The organism is Mesorhizobium sp. Cs1321R2N1 (genome assembly GCF_037179725.1).
Taxonomy (GTDB): domain Bacteria; phylum Pseudomonadota; class Alphaproteobacteria; order Rhizobiales; family Rhizobiaceae; genus Mesorhizobium; species Mesorhizobium salmacidum.
In genome coordinates this window covers 1-18,801 of record NZ_JAPYKP010000119.1, presented here as the reverse complement: position 1 = coordinate 18,801, position 18,801 = coordinate 1, and the positions used below count along the sequence as shown (strand labels likewise).

General features: G+C 63.6%; 18 protein-coding genes. 7 read left to right on the top strand and 11 right to left on the bottom strand.

Features of this window, described 5'->3' with window-relative positions; all coding sequences use genetic code 11:
- Positions 1–1,010 (top strand): FAD-binding oxidoreductase (locus O7A61_RS24060; RefSeq protein WP_337131918.1); only part of this gene is annotated, 1,010 nt, incomplete at its 5' end.
- Positions 1,011–1,013: 3 nt separating this feature from the next.
- Here the strand turns inward: O7A61_RS24060 and O7A61_RS24055 are convergent.
- The 8 genes from O7A61_RS24055 to O7A61_RS24020 form a co-directional block, all read right to left on the bottom strand.
- Positions 1,014–1,814, bottom strand: a complete 801-nt coding sequence (locus O7A61_RS24055; protein WP_337131917.1) for an ABC transporter permease — start codon at positions 1,812–1,814, stop codon at positions 1,014–1,016.
- Entirely contained in the window at positions 1,811–2,644 is an 834-nt protein-coding gene (locus tag O7A61_RS24050; RefSeq protein WP_337106649.1) for an ABC transporter permease, read from the bottom strand. The genes O7A61_RS24055 and O7A61_RS24050 overlap by 4 nt, the downstream gene beginning before the upstream one ends.
- A 35-nt stretch (positions 2,645–2,679) precedes the next feature.
- On the bottom strand, positions 2,680–3,783 hold the full coding sequence (locus O7A61_RS24045; protein ID WP_337131916.1) for an ABC transporter ATP-binding protein: 1,104 nt from the start codon (positions 3,781–3,783) through the stop codon (positions 2,680–2,682).
- Between the two features lie 76 nt (positions 3,784–3,859).
- Positions 3,860–4,885, bottom strand: a complete 1,026-nt coding sequence (locus O7A61_RS24040) for an ABC transporter substrate-binding protein (RefSeq protein WP_337106647.1) — start codon at positions 4,883–4,885, stop codon at positions 3,860–3,862.
- Between the two features lie 53 nt (positions 4,886–4,938).
- Positions 4,939–5,937, bottom strand: coding sequence for an AraD1 family protein (gene araD1, locus O7A61_RS24035; protein ID WP_337131915.1), 999 nt, complete (start codon positions 5,935–5,937; stop codon positions 4,939–4,941).
- Between the two features lie 32 nt (positions 5,938–5,969).
- Positions 5,970–6,749: an SDR family NAD(P)-dependent oxidoreductase gene (locus O7A61_RS24030; protein WP_337131914.1), complete on the bottom strand. Its 780-nt coding sequence runs from the start codon at positions 6,747–6,749 to the stop codon at positions 5,970–5,972.
- An 11-nt stretch (positions 6,750–6,760) separates the two neighbouring features.
- Positions 6,761–8,488, bottom strand: a complete 1,728-nt coding sequence (locus O7A61_RS24025) for an IlvD/Edd family dehydratase (RefSeq protein ID WP_337131913.1) — start codon at positions 8,486–8,488, stop codon at positions 6,761–6,763.
- Complete coding sequence (locus tag O7A61_RS24020) at positions 8,485–9,228, bottom strand: FadR/GntR family transcriptional regulator (protein ID WP_084636787.1); 744 nt, start codon at positions 9,226–9,228, stop codon at positions 8,485–8,487. Before O7A61_RS24020 ends, O7A61_RS24025 begins: the two co-directional genes overlap by 4 nt.
- Before the next feature lie 109 nt (positions 9,229–9,337).
- On the opposite strand from O7A61_RS24020, the gene O7A61_RS24015 reads away from it, so the two are divergent.
- On the top strand, positions 9,338–10,267 hold the full coding sequence (locus tag O7A61_RS24015) for an aldose 1-epimerase (protein ID WP_337131912.1): 930 nt from the start codon (positions 9,338–9,340) through the stop codon (positions 10,265–10,267).
- Positions 10,268–10,532: 265 nt separating this feature from the next.
- On the top strand, positions 10,533–11,345 hold the full coding sequence (gene pcaD, locus O7A61_RS24010; protein ID WP_337131911.1) for a 3-oxoadipate enol-lactonase: 813 nt from the start codon (positions 10,533–10,535) through the stop codon (positions 11,343–11,345).
- 125 nt (positions 11,346–11,470) lie between these two features.
- Here the strand turns inward: pcaD and O7A61_RS24005 are convergent, their stop codons facing one another.
- Genes O7A61_RS24005 through O7A61_RS23995 form a run of 3 tightly spaced genes read right to left on the bottom strand, consistent with a single transcriptional unit; the run spans position 11,471 to position 14,544 of the window.
- A complete protein-coding gene (locus tag O7A61_RS24005; protein WP_027145075.1) occupies positions 11,471–12,334 on the bottom strand; it encodes a carbohydrate ABC transporter permease in 864 nt (287 codons plus the stop codon).
- Positions 12,331–13,221, bottom strand: a complete 891-nt coding sequence (locus O7A61_RS24000) for a carbohydrate ABC transporter permease (RefSeq protein ID WP_337131910.1) — start codon at positions 13,219–13,221, stop codon at positions 12,331–12,333. The genes O7A61_RS24005 and O7A61_RS24000 overlap by 4 nt, the downstream gene beginning before the upstream one ends.
- A gap of 30 nt (positions 13,222–13,251) precedes the next feature.
- Positions 13,252–14,544 (bottom strand): ABC transporter substrate-binding protein, encoded by a 1,293-nt coding sequence (locus tag O7A61_RS23995; protein ID WP_337131909.1) that lies wholly within the window; start codon positions 14,542–14,544, stop codon positions 13,252–13,254.
- Positions 14,545–14,858: 314 nt separating this feature from the next.
- On the opposite strand from O7A61_RS23995, the gene O7A61_RS23990 reads away from it, so the two are divergent.
- The 4 genes from O7A61_RS23990 to O7A61_RS23975 are packed head-to-tail and all read left to right on the top strand — an operon-like array spanning position 14,859 to position 18,702.
- A complete protein-coding gene (locus O7A61_RS23990) occupies positions 14,859–16,130 on the top strand; it encodes an extracellular solute-binding protein (protein ID WP_337131908.1) in 1,272 nt (423 codons plus the stop codon).
- 51 nt (positions 16,131–16,181) lie between these two features.
- A complete protein-coding gene (locus O7A61_RS23985) occupies positions 16,182–17,114 on the top strand; it encodes a carbohydrate ABC transporter permease (RefSeq protein ID WP_337131907.1) in 933 nt (310 codons plus the stop codon).
- Entirely contained in the window at positions 17,111–17,965 is an 855-nt protein-coding gene (locus O7A61_RS23980) for a carbohydrate ABC transporter permease (RefSeq protein WP_337131906.1), read from the top strand. The genes O7A61_RS23985 and O7A61_RS23980 overlap by 4 nt, the downstream gene beginning before the upstream one ends.
- Positions 17,962–18,702 (top strand): PIG-L deacetylase family protein, encoded by a 741-nt coding sequence (locus tag O7A61_RS23975; protein ID WP_027145069.1) that lies wholly within the window; start codon positions 17,962–17,964, stop codon positions 18,700–18,702. Before O7A61_RS23980 ends, O7A61_RS23975 begins: the two co-directional genes overlap by 4 nt.
- Positions 18,703–18,801 lie beyond the last annotated feature (99 nt).

Genomic DNA, 18,801 nt, shown 5'->3' with positions numbered 1-18,801 from the left:
TGATGTTCGGCGTCGATATCGGCGCGCGCGGCTCGGCCACGGTCGGCGGCAACATCGCCACCAATGCCGGCGGCATCCGCGTGCTGCGCTACGGCATGTACCGCGCACAGGTGCTGGGACTGGAAACGGTGCTTGCCGACGGCAGCGTTCTGACGTCGCTCAAAGGCTTGCCCAAGGACAATTCCGGCTACGACCTCGGCCAGCTCTTCATCGGCGCGGAGGGGACGCTCGGCGTCGTCACCCGCGCCGCGCTCAAACTGCATCCGAAGCCTGCTTCCGAAGTGAACGCCTTCTGCGCGCTGCCTTCGCTCGATGCGGCGATCGCCTTGCTTGCGCTGCTCCGGCAAAAGCTCGGCCCGTTGTTATCGGCCTATGAGGTCAACTTCGCGCCGCTCTATGACGTCATGGTCGCCAGCATGGCCATGCCGGCGCCGTTGCCTCCCGGCTCACCCGTCTATGTGCTGGCCGAAATCCAGGGCAGCGAGCCCGAACGCGACGGCGAGCGCTTCGCCGAGGTTCTGATGCAGGCGGTCGAGGACGGCGTCGTCGACGATGTGGTCGTCTCGCAGTCACCGCGCGAATTCCGCGCGCTGTGGGATGTGCGCGAGGATGCCAACCGCGTCCTGTTTTCGATGAAAGGCCTGATCGGCGTCGACATCAGCATCCCGCTGGCGCGCATGGCAACCTTCCTGCAGGAAGCCGATGCCGCCATTCATGCCGTCGATCCCGGCGCCGACATCTATGTCTTCGGCCATCTCGGCGACGGCAACCTGCACTATCAGGTCCTGACGGTGGATCCGGCGGCGGCCTACGGTATCATCTATCGCGGCGTGGCGGCGGCCGGAGGCGGCGTGTCGGCCGAGCACGGCATCGGCCTCGACAAGAAGCAGTGGCTGCATCTGGTGCGCAGCGACGCCGAGATCGCCACGATGCGGCGGCTGAAGGCCGCGCTCGATCCGAACAACATTCTCAATCCAGGACGAGTCTTCGACCTCAACCCGTTGGCTTAAACCTCAGTTCCGTTCCGTCGCCATCGGCTTGGGAATGAGAAAGCGGGCGGCGAGCACGCAGAGCAGCACGGTGAACATCAGGATCAGCGCCACCAGCGCGTTGATGTCGGGCGAGAAGCCAAGCCGCATCATCGCCCACAGCCTGACCGGCAGCGTGCTTTGCGTGCCGGTGACCAGGATGGTGATCATGGTTTCGTCGAACGACAGCGCGAAGGCCAGGATGGCGCCGCCGACCATGGCGCTCGACAGGTTCGGCAGGATGATGCGCCAGAAGGTCTGCCAGCCGCTGGCGCCGAGATCGTAGGATGCTTCGACGAGCGTGCAGCTCATCGACTGCAGCCGCATCAGCACGGTGCGATAGACGATCGCCAGCACGAAGACCGTGTGGCCGATGACGACCGTCAGCAGCGAGCGCTCGAGGCCGATCTCGCGGAAGAAGATCAGCAGCGCCAGGCCGCTGATGATCGGTGGCATCAGGAATGGCAGGAAGACGATGAACTGCAGAACCGAACGTCCCGAGCGGCGGCCGTGATAGTAGAGCGCCAGCAGCGTTCCACTGACCACCGACAGCACGACGGTACAGACGCCGACGATCAACGTGGTGCGCAGGGCGGCCAGGATGTCATGGTTCCCCGCCAGCGCCACATAGGTCGAAAGGGTGGGCGACGACCAGTCGACATTGCCATGTGAAATGGTGAAGAACGACGATACGATCGGCACGAAAAGCGGGCTGTAGAGCAGCACCGCGACCAGCGTCGTGATCGCGGCCAGGAAGATGGTGGACGGCCGGGGTAGCGCACTCATACCGACGTCCCCCGGCTGCGTCCGAACCGTTCGCCCATGAGAATGGCGGCGATCACCACGATCGCAAGCGCCACCGACAGCGCCGCGCCGAACGGCCAGTTATAGGCCGTGCCGAACTGGCTGTAGAGGATGCGGCCGAAGGTGAAGCCGCTGATCCCGCCGACCATCTGCGGCGTCAGGAAATCGCCGATCGCCAGCACGAAGACGAAGCTCGCCGCCGAGGCGACGCCGGGCAGGCTGAGGGGCAAGGTAATGCGCAGGAACGTCTGCAGGCCGCTCGCGCCAAGGTCGTCCGAGGCACGCAGCAAGGTCTGCGGGATCCGCTCCAGCGACAGGAAGATCGGCAGGATGGCGAACGGGATCAAAAGCAGGCTCAGCGTCAAAAGGATGGCGTTCATGTTGAAGACGAAAAGCGTCGACGGTTGATCCAGGATGCCGAGCGCCACCAGCGCCTTGTTGAGGAAGCCGTTGAGGCCGAGGATGCTGCGGATTGCGTAGATCTTGATGACGTAGCTCATCAGCAGTGGCACCAGCAGCAGCATCAGCAAGGCATAGCGCCACCGTCCCTTCAGCGTCGTCAGGAAATAGGCCGCGGGATAGGCGAGCAGGATGCAGATCACCGCCACCGACACGCACAGCACGATGGTGTTCCAGAACACCGGCAGAAAGATGGGGTCGGTGAAGAACCTGACATAGTTGCCGAGCGTCGGCGCGTAGACGATCGTGCCCTGGTCGACGCTGAAGAAGCTGTAGACCAGGAAGATCGCCAGCGGCACGAGGACGAAGATCACCGGCAGGGCGAAGGCCAGCACTGTGACCAGCTGCGACAAGCGCCTTTCCGCGGAGAGTGTCGAGCCGGCTCCGCTCATGCCAGCACCAGATGGCCTTCATGCGGCGCAAAGCAGAGCGAGACCGTCTCGCCTGACTTGAGCGCGCTGCCGTCGATCCGGCTCGGCATGCGCAACCGCAGGCGTTGCGCGGCATTTTCCGCTCCCGCCATGATCGTGGCGACCGTCGACGAGCCGGCAAAGGCCAGCTCGGCGATGCTGCCGGAAAAGCGGTTGTCGCCATCATTGGCATCCGCAAGACGCAAGGCTTCAGGACGGAACGCCGCGAAGGCGTTGGCGCCGTCGGGGGCGGCCTTCAGATGCGGCTGGTCGCCGATCGAGCAGACCAGGCGTCCAAGGGCCGTCTCGATCGGACGTTGCTCGCCCTGCACGGGACCGAGCTTTCCGGCCACCAGATTGTTCTCACCGAAGAAGCGCGCCACGAATTCGCAATTCGGCTTGTAGTAGAGTTCGTGCGGCGTGCCGAGCTGACGGATATGGCCGGCTTGCATGACGCAGATCCGATCTGCCATGCCGATCGCTTCCTCCTGGTCATGAGTGACGAACAGGAAGGTGGTCTTGATCTCGCGCTGGATGGATTTCAGGAATTCCTGCATCTGCCGGCGCAATTCGAGATCGAGTGCCGCGAGCGGTTCGTCGAGCAGGATCAGGCGCGGCTGGCAGATCAGCGCCCGGGCCAGCGCGACGCGCTGGCGCTGCCCGCCCGAAAGCTGCGCCGGGAAGCGCTCGGCGAAGCGGCCGAGCTGTACCAGTTCGAGGGCTTCTCCGACACGGCGCGCGATCTCCTTGCGCTTGAGATGGCGCACCGAAAGCCCATAGCCGACATTGCCGGAGACCGTCATGTGCGGGAACAGCGCATAGTCCTGGAACACGGTGTTGAACGGCCGCCGGTTGATCGGCATGCGGCTGATGTCCTGACCGTCCAGCTGGATCTCGCCCGAGCTCAACGGCTCCAGCCCGCCGATCAGCCGCAGGACCGTGGTCTTGCCCGAGCCTGACGGTCCAAGAACGGTGAGGAACTCACCGTCCCGGATCGACAGGTCGATGTCGTGCAGCACGGGAACCGTGCCGTAGGATTTCGAGACGGACCGCAGCGTCAAGAGGTCGGTGTTCTGGCTCATGGATTATTCTCGCATACGCTTCGGCGGTCCGGAACGTCCGGACCGCCGGGTCCTTCGAGGTCAGGTGCGGAAGCGATCAGGGTGTCGCCTTGACCTCGTTCCACATGTCCGAACGCTTGAGCGGGTCCTCGACATTGTTGAGCCAGACCAGCTTGTCGTTGCCGCCGGCGCTGCTCGACTCGACCACGGTGTTGCCGAACCCGGTACGCTCGGAAAGCTCGCCGCCGATCTTCTTGCTCAGCATGAAGTCGATCCACTTCTCGGCCGCCGCATTGTCGCGGACGCCCTTGGAGATCACCCAATTGTCGAGCCAGGCAAGCGCCCCTTCGCTCGGATTGACGTAGGCGACATGAGCGCCGATCTTCTGCAGCGCCTTGACCTGCTGCTGGCCGTAATTGGCCCAGATCAGCGCAACGTCATTGTTCTGGTAGATCTGCTGGGCCTCGTCGGCGGTGGTGTAGAAGCTCAGCACATTGCGCTTGAGTTCGACCAGCTTGGCCTTGACCGCCGCCATCTGCTCCTCATTGAGGTTGAACGGATCCTTGTAGCCGAGCGTCAGCGCGGTGAACGAGAAATTGTGCTCGCCATTGTCATAGGCGAGGATCTTGCCCTTGTAGGCCGGATCCCACAGGACCGACATCGAGGTCGGCGCCGGCTTGACCTTGTCGGTGTCGTAGATCAGCCCGATGGAATCGAAGCAGAACGGGATGCCATAGACCTTGCCGTCCTTGGTGTCGCCGCTGACCTGGGACAGATCGCGGAAGCGCGGCAGCACGTCCTTCTGGTTCGCCAGCTTGGTGATGTCGATCGGCGATACCAGATCGGCTTTGATGTAGCGCTGCAACTGGGCGGTGTTGACGGCGAAGACGTCGAAGTCCTGCCCTTCGCTACCCTTGATCTTGGCCCAGATCTCGTCATCGCTGCCGATGAAGACGACATCGACGCCGATGCCGGTGGCGGCAGTGAAGTCCTTCACCCAGTCCGGGTCGGCATAGCCGTCCCAGGCCAGCACGCGCAGGTTCGCGGCCAGCGCCGCCGATGTCATCAGGCCGATGCCGAGCCCGATGGTCGCTAGTCTCAGAAATGCTTTCTTCAGTCCCATTTTTAATCTCCCATTGTCGTTCTGGTGGACCGTAATTTCCGGGGCTGTCGCCGTCACAACCGGGTGACGGTGACCAGTCCCTCGTCCGGCACCGACACCATCCGGTTGCGCAGCGGCTTGCCGAATGCCTGTGCCTGGATTTCATATTCGTCGCCGGAAGCCGTCTTGATACCGGAGGCGTAGCTCATCACCGCGGCACCGAAGAAATAGGCGTGCAGGTCGCCCGCCCTGCGGTGCATCGGGTAGCGGAAATGGAAATGTTCGAGATTGGCGATCGAGTGCGACATGTGCGCCTCACCGGACAGGAACTCCTGTTCCCAGATAACAGTGCCGTCGCGCAGAATGCGGGAATGGCCGCGCACTTCTTCGGGCAGGTCGCCGATCAAAAGCTCCGGACCGATCGAGCAGGAGCGGAGTTTCGAGTGGGCGAGATAGAGGTAGTTCTCGGCCTCCGTCACATGGTCGGAATATTCATTACCCAGCGCGTAGCCGATGCGGTAGGGGCGGCCGTCCGGCCCATTGAGGTAGAGCCCGACGATCTCGGCCTCTTCTGCGCCAGCTTTCGCGAATGCGGGCATCGGCAGATCGGCGCCGGGTGGCACGACACAGGTGCCGACACCCTTGAAGAACCATTCGGGCTGGATCCCGATCTTGCCGGCACCGGGCTTGCCGCCCTCCAGGCCCATGCGGAAGATCTTCAGCGAGTCCGATTCCTCGGCGTCCTCGCCGTGGGTCAGCACATGCATCTTGTCGCGCGCGGCGGCACTTCCGGTGTGGGTCAGGCCGGTGCCGGTGACCAGGAACCGCGCCGGTTCCGGATGGTCGACGGGAGCGAGCACGCGACCTTCGCGCAGCAGTTCGCCATAGTCGACCGTGGCCGCATTTGTCCGCTTCTCGACCAGCGACGCGATGGACGCGCCCTCGGCGATCGCCGCTTCGGCGAGTTCCAGAACGGTGCTGGTCTTGTCGAGCGGATGCAGGCGATCGCCGTCATCGGAGACGCGGCCGACCCGCCTGCCGCCATCGATCGTTGTGTACTGAACCAGACGCATGAAATACCCTTCTTCCCTTGAGGCTGTACCGGTCACACCCAGCCCGCATCGACGATGAACTGCTGGCTCGTGCACATGCGGCTGTCGTCGGCGGCAAGGAACAGCGCCATGCGCGCAATATCGGAAGGCTGCAGCCGGTCGGGCAGGCACTGCCGCTCCGCGATCTGGCGTTCGCCGGCCGGGTTCAGCCACAGCCGCATCTGGCGCTCTGTCATGACCCAGCCAGGCACCATGCAATTGACGCGGATGCGCTCGGGGCCGAGTTCGCGGGCCAGCGCCCGCGTCATACCGTAGACAGCGGCTTTCGCGGTGACATAGGCCGGACAATCGGGATCGCCGACCATCCAGGTGATGGAGCCGAAATTGATGATCGAGCCGCCGCCATGCGCGCTCATCTGCGGACGCACCGCCTGGGCCGCGAAGAACTGATGGCGCAGATTGACCGCCATGCGGTCATCCCAATAGGCCACAGTCACATCCTTGGTCTGATGGCGGTCGTCATTGCCGGCATTGTTGCACAGCGCCTGGATCGGGCCGTTGTGCCGCGCCGCCTGCGCGGTGGCGGCCTGCAGCTCTTCGACATTGCGCAGGTCGCAGGGAATGAACAGTGGGGCGGGATGTCCTTCGGCCGCGATCGCATCGACCAGGCGTCGTGAAGGCTCCTGTGCCAGGTCGACGAAGGCGACGCGGCTGCCTTGAGCGCAGAAATGGCGCACCAGGCTCTCGCCGATGCCGCTGCCGCCCCCGGTTATGAACACGCTGCGGCCCTTGAGGCTGGGGTAGGTCGCGTAGCTGCCGATCTGATCCGTCATCACGCGCCTCTCTAATGGGAATGCCGGGGGATGCCGGCGTCGCGCCGACCGACGAGAAAGTCGAAGTCGCAGCCCTTGTCGGCCTGCAGCACGCGCTCGACATAGAGGCTCTGGTAGCCACCCTGCGGCGGGGCCGGGGGCTTCCAGTCGCGGCGGCGGATCGCCAGTTCCTCATCCGAGACCAGCAGCTCCAACCGGCGGCCGGCAACATCGAGCTCGATGAGATCGCCGTCGCGCACCAGCGCCAGCGTGCCGCCTGCCGCCGCCTCGGGCGCCACATGCAGCACCACCGTGCCATAAGCCGTGCCGCTCATGCGCGCGTCCGAAATGCGCACCATGTCGGAGACGCCTTCCCTGAGCAGCTTGGCCGGCAGCGGCATGTTGCCGACCTCGGCCATCCCGGGATAACCGCGCGGTCCGCAATTCTTAAGCACCATCACCGAGGACGCATCGATATCCAGCTCCGGATCGTCGATGCGGGCGTAGTAATGCTCGATGTTCTCGAAGACGACGGCCTTGCCGCGATGCTGCATCAGCTCGGGCGTTGCCGCCGACGGCTTGATGACCGCCCCATTGGGCGCCAGATTGCCACGCAGGATCGAGATGCCTCCCTCCCTGGTCAGCGGCTCGCTCAGCGGCCGGATGACTTCACGGTTGTAGTTTGGCGCGCCATCGATCAGTTCACCGATGGTCTTGGCGCTGACGGTCATGGCGTCGCGATGAAGAAGCCCCACTTCATCAAGCGACGCCATGACCGCAGCTAGCCCCCCGGCATAGTAGAAATCTTCCATCAGGAACCGGCCCGACGGCATCAGGTCGACGATGGTCGGAACGTCGCGGCCAAGGCGGTCCCAGTCATCGAGGCCGAGATCGACACCGACCCGGTTGGCGATGGCGATCAGATGCAGCACCGCATTGGTCGAGCCGCCGATCGCGCCGTTGACGCGGATGGCGTTTTCGAAGGCCTCCCTGGTCAAGATCTGCGAAATCGTCACGTCCCGGTGGACGAGGTCGACGATCTGCCGTCCGGCCAGTTGCGCGAGCACGCCACGGCGCGAATCAACCGCCGGGATCGCGGCATTGTCCGGCATGCCGATGCCGAGCGCCTCCACCATGCTGGCCATCGTCGAGGCCGTGCCCATCGTCATGCAGCTGCCCGCCGACCGGCTCTGGCCCTGCTCGGCCGCGAGGAAGTCGGAGATCGGCATGCGGCCGGCCTTGACCTCCTCGGCGAATTTCCAGACATGCGTCCCCGAGCCGATATCCTGTCCGCGGAACTTGCCGTTGAGCATCGGCCCACCAGAGACGGCGATGGTCGGCAGATTGCACGAGGCAGCCCCCATCAGCAGCGCCGGCGTGGTCTTGTCGCAGCCGACCAGCAGGATGACGCCGTCAATCGGATTGCCACGGATGGATTCCTCGACATCCATGCTGGCCAGGTTGCGGAACAGCATGGCGGTGGGGCGCATGTTGCTTTCGCCCAGCGACATCACGGGGAATTCCAGCGGCAGGCCGCCGGCTTCATAGACACCACGCTTGACGTGATCGGCCAGCGCCCGCAGGTGGGCATTGCAGGGGGTCAGTTCCGACCAGGTGTTGCAGATGCCGATCACCGGGCGGCCGTCGAAAGCATCTGCCGGGATGCCCTGGTTCTTCATCCAGCTGCGATGCATGAAGGCGTTCTTGCCTTCACCGCCGAACCAGGCTTCGGACCGCAGTTTGCGTTTGGTCTCGGTCACGATTGCAGGCCCCGATCGTTGCGGCGTTTGTTGCGGTTCTCGACGCTGCGACGCACGTCATCCTCGGCATTGTCGATGAGCACCAGCAGCGCCTTTTGCGCGCCCGCGGCGTCGCCGGCGGCGATCTTCTCGGCCACTTCCCGGTGCAGCGGCAAGGAGTGGCGCTGGCCCTCAGGATTGTCGTTGGAGAGGCGAAAGCTCATTACCAATGCGGTCTCGACCAGCGCCGCCAGCGAGCCGATCAGCTCGTTGCCGGTCATGCGCAGAATGGTCTGGTGGAACAGAAGGTCAGGCTTGGCGAAGCGGTCGCCGTCGTCGCTGACTGCTTCCATTTCGGTGAGCGCGGCATGGATCTCTGCGACCTGCACCGGCGTGGCGCGCTGGGCGGCAAGGGCCGCCGACATCGGCTCGATGGCGCGGCGTAATTCGAACAATGCCCGGACATCGTCGGCGCTGACACCGCCAGCATAGCGCCATGACAGGACGTCGGGATCGAGGAAATTCCAGTCCGCGCGCGGACGCACCCGTGTGCCGGTCTTCGGCCGCGATTCCACCAGTCCCTTGCCGGCCAGCACCTTGATCGCCTCGCGCAGCACCGTGCGGCTGACCCCCAGCATCTCGCTGGAATCATCGGCATTCGGCAGGGCTTCGCCGGGCAGGAAATCGCCTTGCACGATGCGCAAGCCGATCTGCTCGACCACCGTCGCGTGCAGCGCGGTGGAACCGCTGGAAACCGCCATGGCAACCCGTGATGTGCGCGCAGTGCTGAATGATTTTCTATTCTTCATACTATTCATATGATATGTCTTATAGCCATGGCGGTTGGAGTCAAGGGATTGGGTAGTGCCGATGACAAAGAAATCCGCAGCCGTTGCCGCGCAACGCACGGAGCTGGTCTCGATCACTGACGGCATCGCGACGGTCGAAATTGCTCCGGCAGCCGGTGGATCGCTGGCGACGTATCGGTGGTGGCAAAATGGTTCAGCCGTGGATTGGCTACGTCCGGCCGATCCAGCGGCGATCAGCCGTCGCGATGCCGGCGCCATGGCCTGCTTTCCGCTTGTGCCCTATTCCAACCGGATCAGGGGTGGCCGCTTCGAATTCGCGGGGCGCCCCATTCAACTCCCGACGGGTCCGGACGACCCACATCATGAGCACGGCCATGGCTGGCGTCACCCGTGGACGGTCGTGACCCATGAAGCGAGCATGATCGTCCTGCGCTATCGCCACGCCGCCGATTCATGGCCATGGAGCTATGAAGCGGAGCAGAAGATCTCTCTGGCAGACGGCAGGCTTTGCATGACCATTGCGGTGCGCAACCTGTCGGACGCGCCGATGCCGGTCGGCTTCGGCCTCCATCCCTACTTTCCGGCGACACCGTGGACGCATGTCCAGGCCCGGGTATCGGGCATGTGGGAAACCGATACGGAGGTCCTGCCCATCCGGCATGTCCCGCCGCCCGCAGGCGCCGATCCATCCATCGGCTTTGATGTATCGGAAGTGGACTTCGACACGGTCTTCACCGGATGGGCGCGCCATGCCCGGATTTCTTGGCCCGAACGTGGACGGCAGCTGGATATCGAGGCGGAGGCGCCGCTCGATTTCCTCGTCCTCTACACCCCGCCCGGCGAGCCGTTCTTTTGCGCCGAGCCGATCAGCAACATCACCGATGCCTTCAACCGTATGGACCACGAGGATGTCAGCACCGGCTGCATCGTGCTGGCGCCCGGCCAAAGGCAATCCGCCAGCGTTCGCTTCACGCCCTCATTGGCGGTTTGATCTTCCTTGTCAGCCGCAAGACGAAGCCGGAGCCATGACGCCGCCAAATGGCATCCGTGCTTCATCTCCGACCGCCGCTCGCGATCTCGTTGGCGACCTCGCCGGCTGAAATGATCACACCGCATGGCTCTGCCGCATGAAGGCGCGGCCGAATGATTCCGAGACCGTCTCGATCTCGATGGCCGGCGCGGTCATGCCGTTGGTGCAAAATATCATTTTGCCGAACCAAATGCCTTGTGCAATGTGGAAATGGAGGATCGAAATCGTGCCATTCGTCACCCTTGGCGGCATCACGCTGCATCACCGCTATGTCGAGGCAAACGGCAGGACGCCACCGCTGGTCTTCATCAATTCGCTGGGCACCGACTTCCGCATCTGGGACGAGGTCGTTGCGCTTCTGGCCGGCGAGATGCCTCTGCTCGTCTATGACAAGCGCGGTCACGGGCTTTCCGACAATGGCACCGGCGTACGCTCGATTGACGACCATGCCGACGATCTGAGCGCCCTCATCGACCATTTCGGTTTCAACGGGGTTGTCCTGGTCGGCCTGTCGGTTGGCGGCATGGTCGCGCAACGCCTCTACGCCCGCCGGCCCGAGATCGTCCACGCCCTGGTCCTCAGCGATACGGCCCACAAGATCGGCACTGCCGAGAGCTGGAACAGCCGCATTGCGACCATCGAGCGCGACGGCATCGAGGCGATCGCCGATGGCGTGATGAAAGTGTGGTTCACGCCGGATTTCCATGCCGCGCGCGCCGCCGATCTTGCCGGCTGCCGCAACATGCTGATCAGACAGGCACTGCCCGGCTATATCGGAACCTGCATGGCGGTCCGCGATGCCGACTTTGCCGACGCGGCGCGCCGGATCGCCGTGCCGACGCTCTGCATCGTCGGCGACCAGGATGGCTCGACGCCTCCCGATCTCGTCCGCTCGCTGGCCGGCCTGATCCCCGGCGCGCGTTTCGAGATCATCCGCGACGCCGGACATATTCCTTGCGTCGAACAACCTGAAGCGCTCACCGCCTTGATCCGCGACTTTGTCGCCTCGCTTCCCAAGGGAAAGCCCGCTCATGGATGATGTCTCCGAAAGCCACAAGCGATAGCGCGAGCGTTCGATCATCACGTTGGCGGGAAACTATGTCGGCCTACCCTGTTAGGGCCTGTTCTTCCGAAAAAGGATATCCACTTTTCGGGATCATGCTTCTATCCCTTGATGGCCGAGCCGACGATGGAATCGACGAAGAAGCGCTGCAGGAAGACGAACAGGATGAGCGGCGGCAGCACGGCCAGTGTCGCGCCGGCCATCACCAGTCCGGTGTTGACAGCACCCCGGTTGTAGCTCAACAGCCGGCTCAGGCTGATGACGATCGGATAGGCGTCGGCATTGCCCTGCAGCACGGTCAGCGGCCACAGATAGCTGTTCCAGTGATAGACGAAGGCGAAGAGTGCCAGTGCCGCGATGGCCGGCGCCACGCTCGGCGCCACGATCTTGAACAGGATCAGCAGCTCCGAGGCGCCGTCCATGCGCGCGGCGTCGATCAGATCGTCGGGCACGCCTGCAATGAACTGGCGCATCAGGAAGATGCCGAAGGCGTTGGCGAGGTTGGGCACGATGATGCCGGCGAGGCTGGCATTGAGGCCGATCGAGCCGACGAGGCGGTAGAGCGGGATCAGCGTCACGATCGGCGGCAGGAACATTGTGGCGATCAGCACCGAAAACAAAAGCGAGCGGCCAGGGAAGTGGTATTTGGCGAAGGCGTAGCCGGCCATCATGCTGGTGACCAGGATGCCGGCCGTGGTGATCAACGCGATAACCAGGGAGTTCCACATCGAGCGGCCGACATTGACCACGCCGGAAACCTTTTCATAGGCATCGAGGCTCGGCGTATGCGGGATCCAGACCGGCGGCACCTGCATGCTTTCGGCCGGGGTTTTCAGGCTGGACAGCACCATCCACACCAGCGGGAAGGCGGATGCAACGGCGACGAGCAGCATCAGTGTCGCCAGCAGCGCCTTGCGGCCGGAAGGGCGTCTGCGCGCAAACCAGCTCGACGATCCCGCGCTCATTCCTGATCCTTCCGGTTGGCGAGTGCGAAGAGTGCGCAGACGACGACGATCAGCGACAGCATCAGCATGACAGCCATGGCCGAGCCCAGCCCGCCCTGCGCGCGTTCAATGCCGACGCGGCGGATGTGATAGGTCAAGACATTGGTCGAGCCGACTGGCCCGCCCTGCGTGATCAGGGCCACAGGCTCGAACACCTGCACGGCGTTGATGATGGCGATGACGGCGCTGAACAGAAGCGTGCGCCGCATCAGCGGCAAGGTGATGAAGCGGAATTGTTCGAAGCGGTTGGCGCCGTCGAGCTTCGCCGCCTCATAGAGGCTGCCTGGGATCTGCGTCAGGCCGGCGATCGCCAGCACGGTGAAATAACCGACCTGCTGCCAGACGTTGAGGAAGACGATCGAGATCAGCGCCGAGCGCGGCGACGACAAGAAGGGCTGTGGTCCGACACCGACCAGGCCAAGCATCTGGTTGAGCGGTCCTTGGCTCGGCGAATAGAGCTTCGACCAGACCAGCGCCACCGCGATCATCGGAACCATATAGGTGGAGAACAGCACGGTCCGCAGCGCCGTGCCGCCGGCGACATCGTGCTGGTTGACCATCAGGCCGAAGGTCACAGAGAGCGGCAGGATCAGGACGACGGAAAGTACGGTATAGATCGCGGTGTTGGTCAGCGCCCCCTTGAAGTCGCGTCCGACCGACGTCGGCCCGAAGATCTCGCGGAAATTGTCGAGGCCGATGAAGCTCGCACTGGAAAATGGCGTCTGCGTCGACCAGTCTTGGAAGGACAGCCAGACGGTGAGCAGCATCGGCAACAGGATGAAGATGCCGATCAGCGTCACGGCGGGCGTAAGCATGATGCCCGCCGAGGCACGGTACCTCTGGATCATTATGGTCTGATCATTACTTGGCTCTGATCACTACTTGGCGGCGCGTTCCAGGATCGAAGTGACGTCGGCCTGCGCCGTCGCCCGTGCATCCTTGGCCGAGACCTGGCCATACTGCAACGCCTCGATCGTCTGCTGTAGGGATTCCGAGAATTCCTGTCCGCCCGGCACCACCGGGAAGGGTTTTGCATCGGCGAGCACGCTGACATAGCCGGACAGGAATTCCGAGCCGAGCTTGTCCTTGTGCGCTTCGATGTCGGAGGTGCGCGACGGCAAGATGCCCATCGACATCAAGATATCGGACATCGCCGAAGCGCCGCTCTTGCCGGATTTCGGATTGTTGAGCCAGGCGAGGAATTCCCATGCCGCCTTCTGCTCGGCCTGGCCCGCATTGGCGTTGACCACGGTCATCCAGGAATAGGAGATCGAATGTGGCTTGTCGCCGCTCGGGCCGACCGGGATAGGTGCCGTGGCGATGTCGGTGAACTTGTCGCCCATGCCGGTCTTCAGCGCGCTCTCCCACCAGTTGGCCATGATGATCATGCCGGTCTTGCCGGAGACGAAATTGTCGAGGAATGGCCCGGTGGTGTTGGCGTCGGCCGTCGCCATGCCCGGCACGCTGGCGCCGGACTTGATGAGGTCTTCATAGAGCTGGAACGTCTCGCCGGACTGCTTGCTGTCCAGCACCGGCTTGCCGTCCTTGACCAGCTCGCCGCCATTGGAAACCAGCAGCGAGGCGAAGGGATGGACGACACCGGCCGCCCATGAATTGATCATGCCGAAGCCCTGCTGGCCGGCATCCTTGTTGGTCAGCTTCTTCGCCGCATCCTTGAACTCGTCCCAGGTCTTTGGTGGAGCGGCGATGCCCGCCTGCTTGAACAGCGCCTTGTTGTAGTTCAGCGCATAGACGTCGATTTCATTGGGAATTCCGTAGAGCTTGCCGCCGACCGAAGCGGCACTGACGACGCCCGCCGGCCAGGCGCCCTTGACTTCGCTCGCCACCGCGTCAGGGGCGGGCGCGACGAGCTTGTCGCGGGCGAGTTCCGGCAGCCAGAGATCGTAGATACCGCCGATCGTCGGGCCATCCGCGCTACCGCCTTGGGAGCGAAGCGTGGTCAGGAGATCGCCAAACGGAACGGCGCGCACGGTGACGCTGACATCCGGATTGCTCTTGGCATAGTCCTTGGCGGCCGCGTCCAGCAGCGCCACCGTCTCGGGCGACCAGTGCGTCAGGTAAGAGATGTTGGCCGATTGTGCCCAGCCGCTGGCCGGCAGGATGGCAAGGCCTGCGGCCAGCGCCAGTTTCGACGTCCAGGCAAACGACATCCTCATCCTCCATTTGAGCGTAGCGATCACGATGACGTTATGACAACATGAGGCAGAGGCGCAAGGCCCTGTTTGCGAAAAAGCTGCTTGCGGAATCGGCGCGGATCTTCTTGTGTTTCGAAAGTTCCGTTTTAAAACAGCTGGTTAATCAGATTTGTTGGATCGGGAGCTCGACGGTTCTGCCCGAATGGAAAACGACACCTCTTGCGAACAACGCTATGTCGTTATAATGACATGGGCCGAGCGAATGACTCTCTTGCGGCATCGAAGCGCCGCGAGACGCCAAGGACAGGGAAAAAACGGGAGAACTGGCAATGAGCAAGCTTTCAATTCACCGGCGCGCCGCGCTTGGGCTGATCGGCGGCCTTGCCGCCGCTTGCGCGGGTACCTTCATCATCCCGCCGGCGTGGGCCGACAGCACGGTGACCCTGTGGAGTTGGCGCACCGAGGACGAGGCCGCGATGCGTCGCATCTTCGATGCCTTCGAGGCCAAGAACCCCGGCATCAAGGTCGACATTCAGTTCACGCCGGACGCCGATTACCAGAACCGGCTGAGCACCGCGCTGCGCGGTGGTCGCGGGCCCGATATCGCCCAGCTGAAGGCCTATGGCGAGTTGCAGCCCTTCGTCGATGCCGGCTATCTCGACGCGCTCGACGACAGCGTGCCGGAATTGAAGAACATGCCGGATGCCGCCCTTGGCGGCGCGCGCGGCCGCGCCGACGGCAAGCTCTACGGCGTGCCTTATTCGGTGCCGATGATGGGCGTGTTCTACAATCAGGACATCTTTGCCGCGCAAGGCATCGAGATCCCCAAGACCTACAAGGATTTCGTCGCCGCCTGCGGCAAGCTGAAGGCGGCCGGCATTACCCCGATCGCAACCGGCGGCGCCAATGGCTCCGCTTGGGAGCTGGAGATCGGCGTCGGCGTCATTGGCCCGACCGTCTACGGCCCTGATTTCTACGACGAGATGATGACCGGCAAGGCAACCTTCGACGATCCGCGCTATGTCGCGGCGCTGAAGCGCTTCGCCGAGCTCAAGCCCTATTTCCCGGACGGCTTCGCCGGCATCGACTACACCACGGCCACACAGCAGTTCATCGGCGGCAAGGCGGCGATGTTCCTCGGTGGGTCCTTTGAGAACGGCAGCTTCAAGGCGCAGAACCCCAAGCTGAAATTCTCGATCTTCCCGTTCCCAGCCGACGATGCCGGGGCAAAGCTCTACACGTCGGCCTTCTCGGACGGCTCCTATGGTCTCGTCTCCGAGAGTCAAAACAAGGAGGCCGCGACCAAGGTGCTGGGCTTCATGGCTTCGGCCGAATTCGCGCAGATGTTCGCCGATGAGCTCGGTTGGCCGCCGGCCCGCACCGACGTCACCGTGAAGGATCCGGTGCTGGCGCAGATGATGGAAATGTCGAAGAACTCGACCCCATATCTGACGCTGGTCGGCTTCCGCTGGCAATCGCCGACGGCGTCCTCTGTGTTGCAGTCGGAGATCATCGACATGGTCGAGGGCAACATCGCGCCGGAGAAGCTGGCCGCCGATATGCAGGCCGCCGTCGCCACCTGGTTCAAGCCGAAGCAGTGAGGAGCCAGGCCGGTCGCATCGCGGCCGGCCTCTCGCCGGACAGAACAACGCATGACCAATTTTCACCGCCCAAGCAGCCTGAAACGCACGCAGCAGCGCATGGCCGTGCTTTTCATCCTGCCGGCGCTGGCCGTCTACACGCTCTTCGTTCTCTATCCGCTGGCGATGTCGCTGTGGGGCAGCTTCTTCATCTGGAAGGGCCTGCGCATGGTCGAATTCGCCGGCCTGTCGAATTTTTCGCGCCTGTTTGTCTTTCCCAGCGGTGCGCGGCTCTATGGCGCGCTGTGGCACAACACCGCCTGGTTTTTCGGCATCATGCTCTTCCAGAATGGCATCGGCCTTTTGTTCGCCTGGCTGCTGTTCCTGCGCGACAGGGGAGCGGCCTTCTTCCAGTCGGTGTTTTTCTTTCCGGCGGTTCTGAGCCCCGTCATCGTCGGGGCGCTGTGGCGCCTGCTTCTGGCGCCGGGCGGCGTCGGCGAATGGGCGCTGAACGGGCTCGGCCTCCATCAGGGCAGCCTCACCGTGCTCGGCAACAGCCACACCGCGCTTGGAATGCTGATCGCCGTCGACGCCTGGAACTGGATGGGCCTGCCGGTGCTGATCTACACGGCGGGCCTGCGGCAGATTTCCGGCCAGATATTCGAGGCGGCGAAGCTCGACGGCGCCGGCAATGCGCGCATGCTGTTTTCCGTCGCGCTGCCGCTTTTGATGCCGGCGCTCGGCACGCTGACGACGCTGTCGTTCATCAACACCTTCAACCAGTTCGACATCGTCTATGTGATGCAAGGCGTGCAGGGCAATCCGAGCTATTCGACCGACACGCTGGTGACCTATTTCTACCGGCTGGCCTTCGGCGCCGAGGGCGCTGTCGGTATCACTGATATCGGTCTGGCGCTGGCCTTGGGCACCGTGCTGTTCCTGATCCTCAGCATCGGCACGCTGCTGATGCTGCGCTTCTTCGATCGCCGCACGGTGCAGCTATGAGCGCGCCGGCGATCCCGTACAGGACGTTTCCGCCAAGACTGGCGCGGCTGCCGGGCTGGACCGTGCTGGCCATTTGGACAGCGGCGGTTCTGCTGCCGCTCTACATCCTCGTCGTCTCCTGCTTCAAGACCACTGCGGAAATCTACGACAACCGGCTCGGCCTGCCGCAAAGCTGGGCTTTCGACAATTTCGTCCGGGCGTGGACGCGCGCCGATCTCGGCCACAATTTCATCAACAGCCTGATCGTCACCGCCGGCGCGGTCATTCTCACCATCGTCGTCTCGGCGATGGCTGCCTATCCGCTCAGCCGCTACAAGCTCGGCTGGAACGCCATCATGCTCGGCCTGTTCCTGTCGGGCATCATGCTGCCGATCAGATTGGCCTCTGTCGAGTTGTTCACCTTGATGCGCAACCTCGGCCTGTTGGACTCCCTGACGGGCCTGATCCTCGTCTATTCGGCGATCCGCATTCCCTTCGCCGTCTTCATCTTCGCCAACTTCATGCGCGTGCTGCCCTCCGAACTCGACGAGGCGGCGCGCATGGACGGCGCCGGCGAGGTCCGCATCCTGTTCCAGATCATCCTGCCGATGGTGAAGCCGGCGGTCTCGATCGTCGCCATCTTCACGGCGATCGCCGTGTGGAACGACTTCTTCTTCCCGCTGATCTTCATTTTCGACGACCGCTACAAGACTGTGCCGCTGGCGATCAGCGTCTTCGTCGGCCAATTCCGCACCGACTGGGGCCTGGTGTTCGCCTCGCTGGCGATCTCCATGGCGCCCATCCTGATCATGTATTGTCTGCTTGCCCGCCAGATTCGCGAAGGCGTCGGTGCCGGGGGAGGCATGAAATGATCGAGGACAGGATTTACGCCGCAAGCTCCATCCTGGTTGTCGGCGCGCACGCCTTCGATGCCGAGGTGATCGCCGGGCCGCTGGCCGCCGCCGCCGTCAAGCGCGGTGCCACGGTGACCTTCCTGCACCTGACCATGGGCGAGCAGGGGCATCCCTGTCTCATCCCCGCACACTATTGCGTGCAGAAGGAAGAGGAAGCGGGCAGGGCGGCGGAGCGGCTCGGAGTCAAGGTACGCAGCCTCGGCCTGCGCGACGCCTTCCTGCCGTCGGACGACGAGACGGCGCTCGAAGTATGCGACATCATTCGCGAACTCAAACCAGAGATCGTCATTACCCATTGGCACGGCAGCTGGCACAAGGACCATCGCGCCGCCGCGCATCTGACGCAGACCGGCATCTTCTACGCCGCCCTGCCGACCGTTGCCAGCGACCACGCGGCGCACACGCCGCAACTGCTCCTGTTCGGCGAGAACTGGGAGGACGATGACGGTTTTCGGCCCGAGCATCTCGTCGATGTCAGCGATGGCTTCGAGGCCTGGAGCGAGGCGGTCGAGGAATACGAGCTGGCGCGGGGCCTCAGCAGCTTCCCCTATGTCGATTACTACAGCGCGCTCTACCGGCTGCGCGGCTGCCTGCGCGGTACGCGTTACGCACAAGGCTTCGCGGCGGCGTCGCATTCGTGGAATGCCGGCAGCGGCCTGTTCGCGCCGCCGTTCGGCAAAGGGCCTGGCCGATGACGCGGGTTCTGGCCATCGATCTCGGCGGCACCAATCTGCGCGCCGCCGTCTTCACCGGCGACATTGGTGCGCTGGACATGCCGAGCCGCGAGCCGGCGC

Coding starts and splice junctions, on each gene's coding strand:
- O7A61_RS24055 (WP_337131917.1), bottom strand. CDS start 1,814: ATGAGTGCGCTACCCCGGCCGTCCACCATCTTCCTGGCCGCGATCACG.
- O7A61_RS24045 (WP_337131916.1), bottom strand. CDS start 3,783: ATGAGCCAGAACACCGACCTCTTGACGCTGCGGTCCGTCTCGAAATCC.
- O7A61_RS24040 (WP_337106647.1), bottom strand. CDS start 4,885: ATGGGACTGAAGAAAGCATTTCTGAGACTAGCGACCATCGGGCTCGGC.
- araD1 (WP_337131915.1), bottom strand. CDS start 5,937: ATGCGTCTGGTTCAGTACACAACGATCGATGGCGGCAGGCGGGTCGGC.
- O7A61_RS24030 (WP_337131914.1), bottom strand. CDS start 6,749: ATGACGGATCAGATCGGCAGCTACGCGACCTACCCCAGCCTCAAGGGC.
- O7A61_RS24020 (WP_084636787.1), bottom strand. CDS start 9,228: ATGGCGGTTTCCAGCGGTTCCACCGCGCTGCACGCGACGGTGGTCGAG.
- O7A61_RS24015 (WP_337131912.1), top strand. CDS start 9,338: ATGACAAAGAAATCCGCAGCCGTTGCCGCGCAACGCACGGAGCTGGTC.
- O7A61_RS24005 (WP_027145075.1), bottom strand. CDS start 12,334: ATGAGCGCGGGATCGTCGAGCTGGTTTGCGCGCAGACGCCCTTCCGGC.
- O7A61_RS24000 (WP_337131910.1), bottom strand. CDS start 13,221: ATGATCCAGAGGTACCGTGCCTCGGCGGGCATCATGCTTACGCCCGCC.
- O7A61_RS23995 (WP_337131909.1), bottom strand. CDS start 14,544: ATGTCGTTTGCCTGGACGTCGAAACTGGCGCTGGCCGCAGGCCTTGCC.
- O7A61_RS23990 (WP_337131908.1), top strand. CDS start 14,859: ATGAGCAAGCTTTCAATTCACCGGCGCGCCGCGCTTGGGCTGATCGGC.
- O7A61_RS23985 (WP_337131907.1), top strand. CDS start 16,182: ATGACCAATTTTCACCGCCCAAGCAGCCTGAAACGCACGCAGCAGCGC.
- O7A61_RS23980 (WP_337131906.1), top strand. CDS start 17,111: ATGAGCGCGCCGGCGATCCCGTACAGGACGTTTCCGCCAAGACTGGCG.
- O7A61_RS23975 (WP_027145069.1), top strand. CDS start 17,962: ATGATCGAGGACAGGATTTACGCCGCAAGCTCCATCCTGGTTGTCGGC.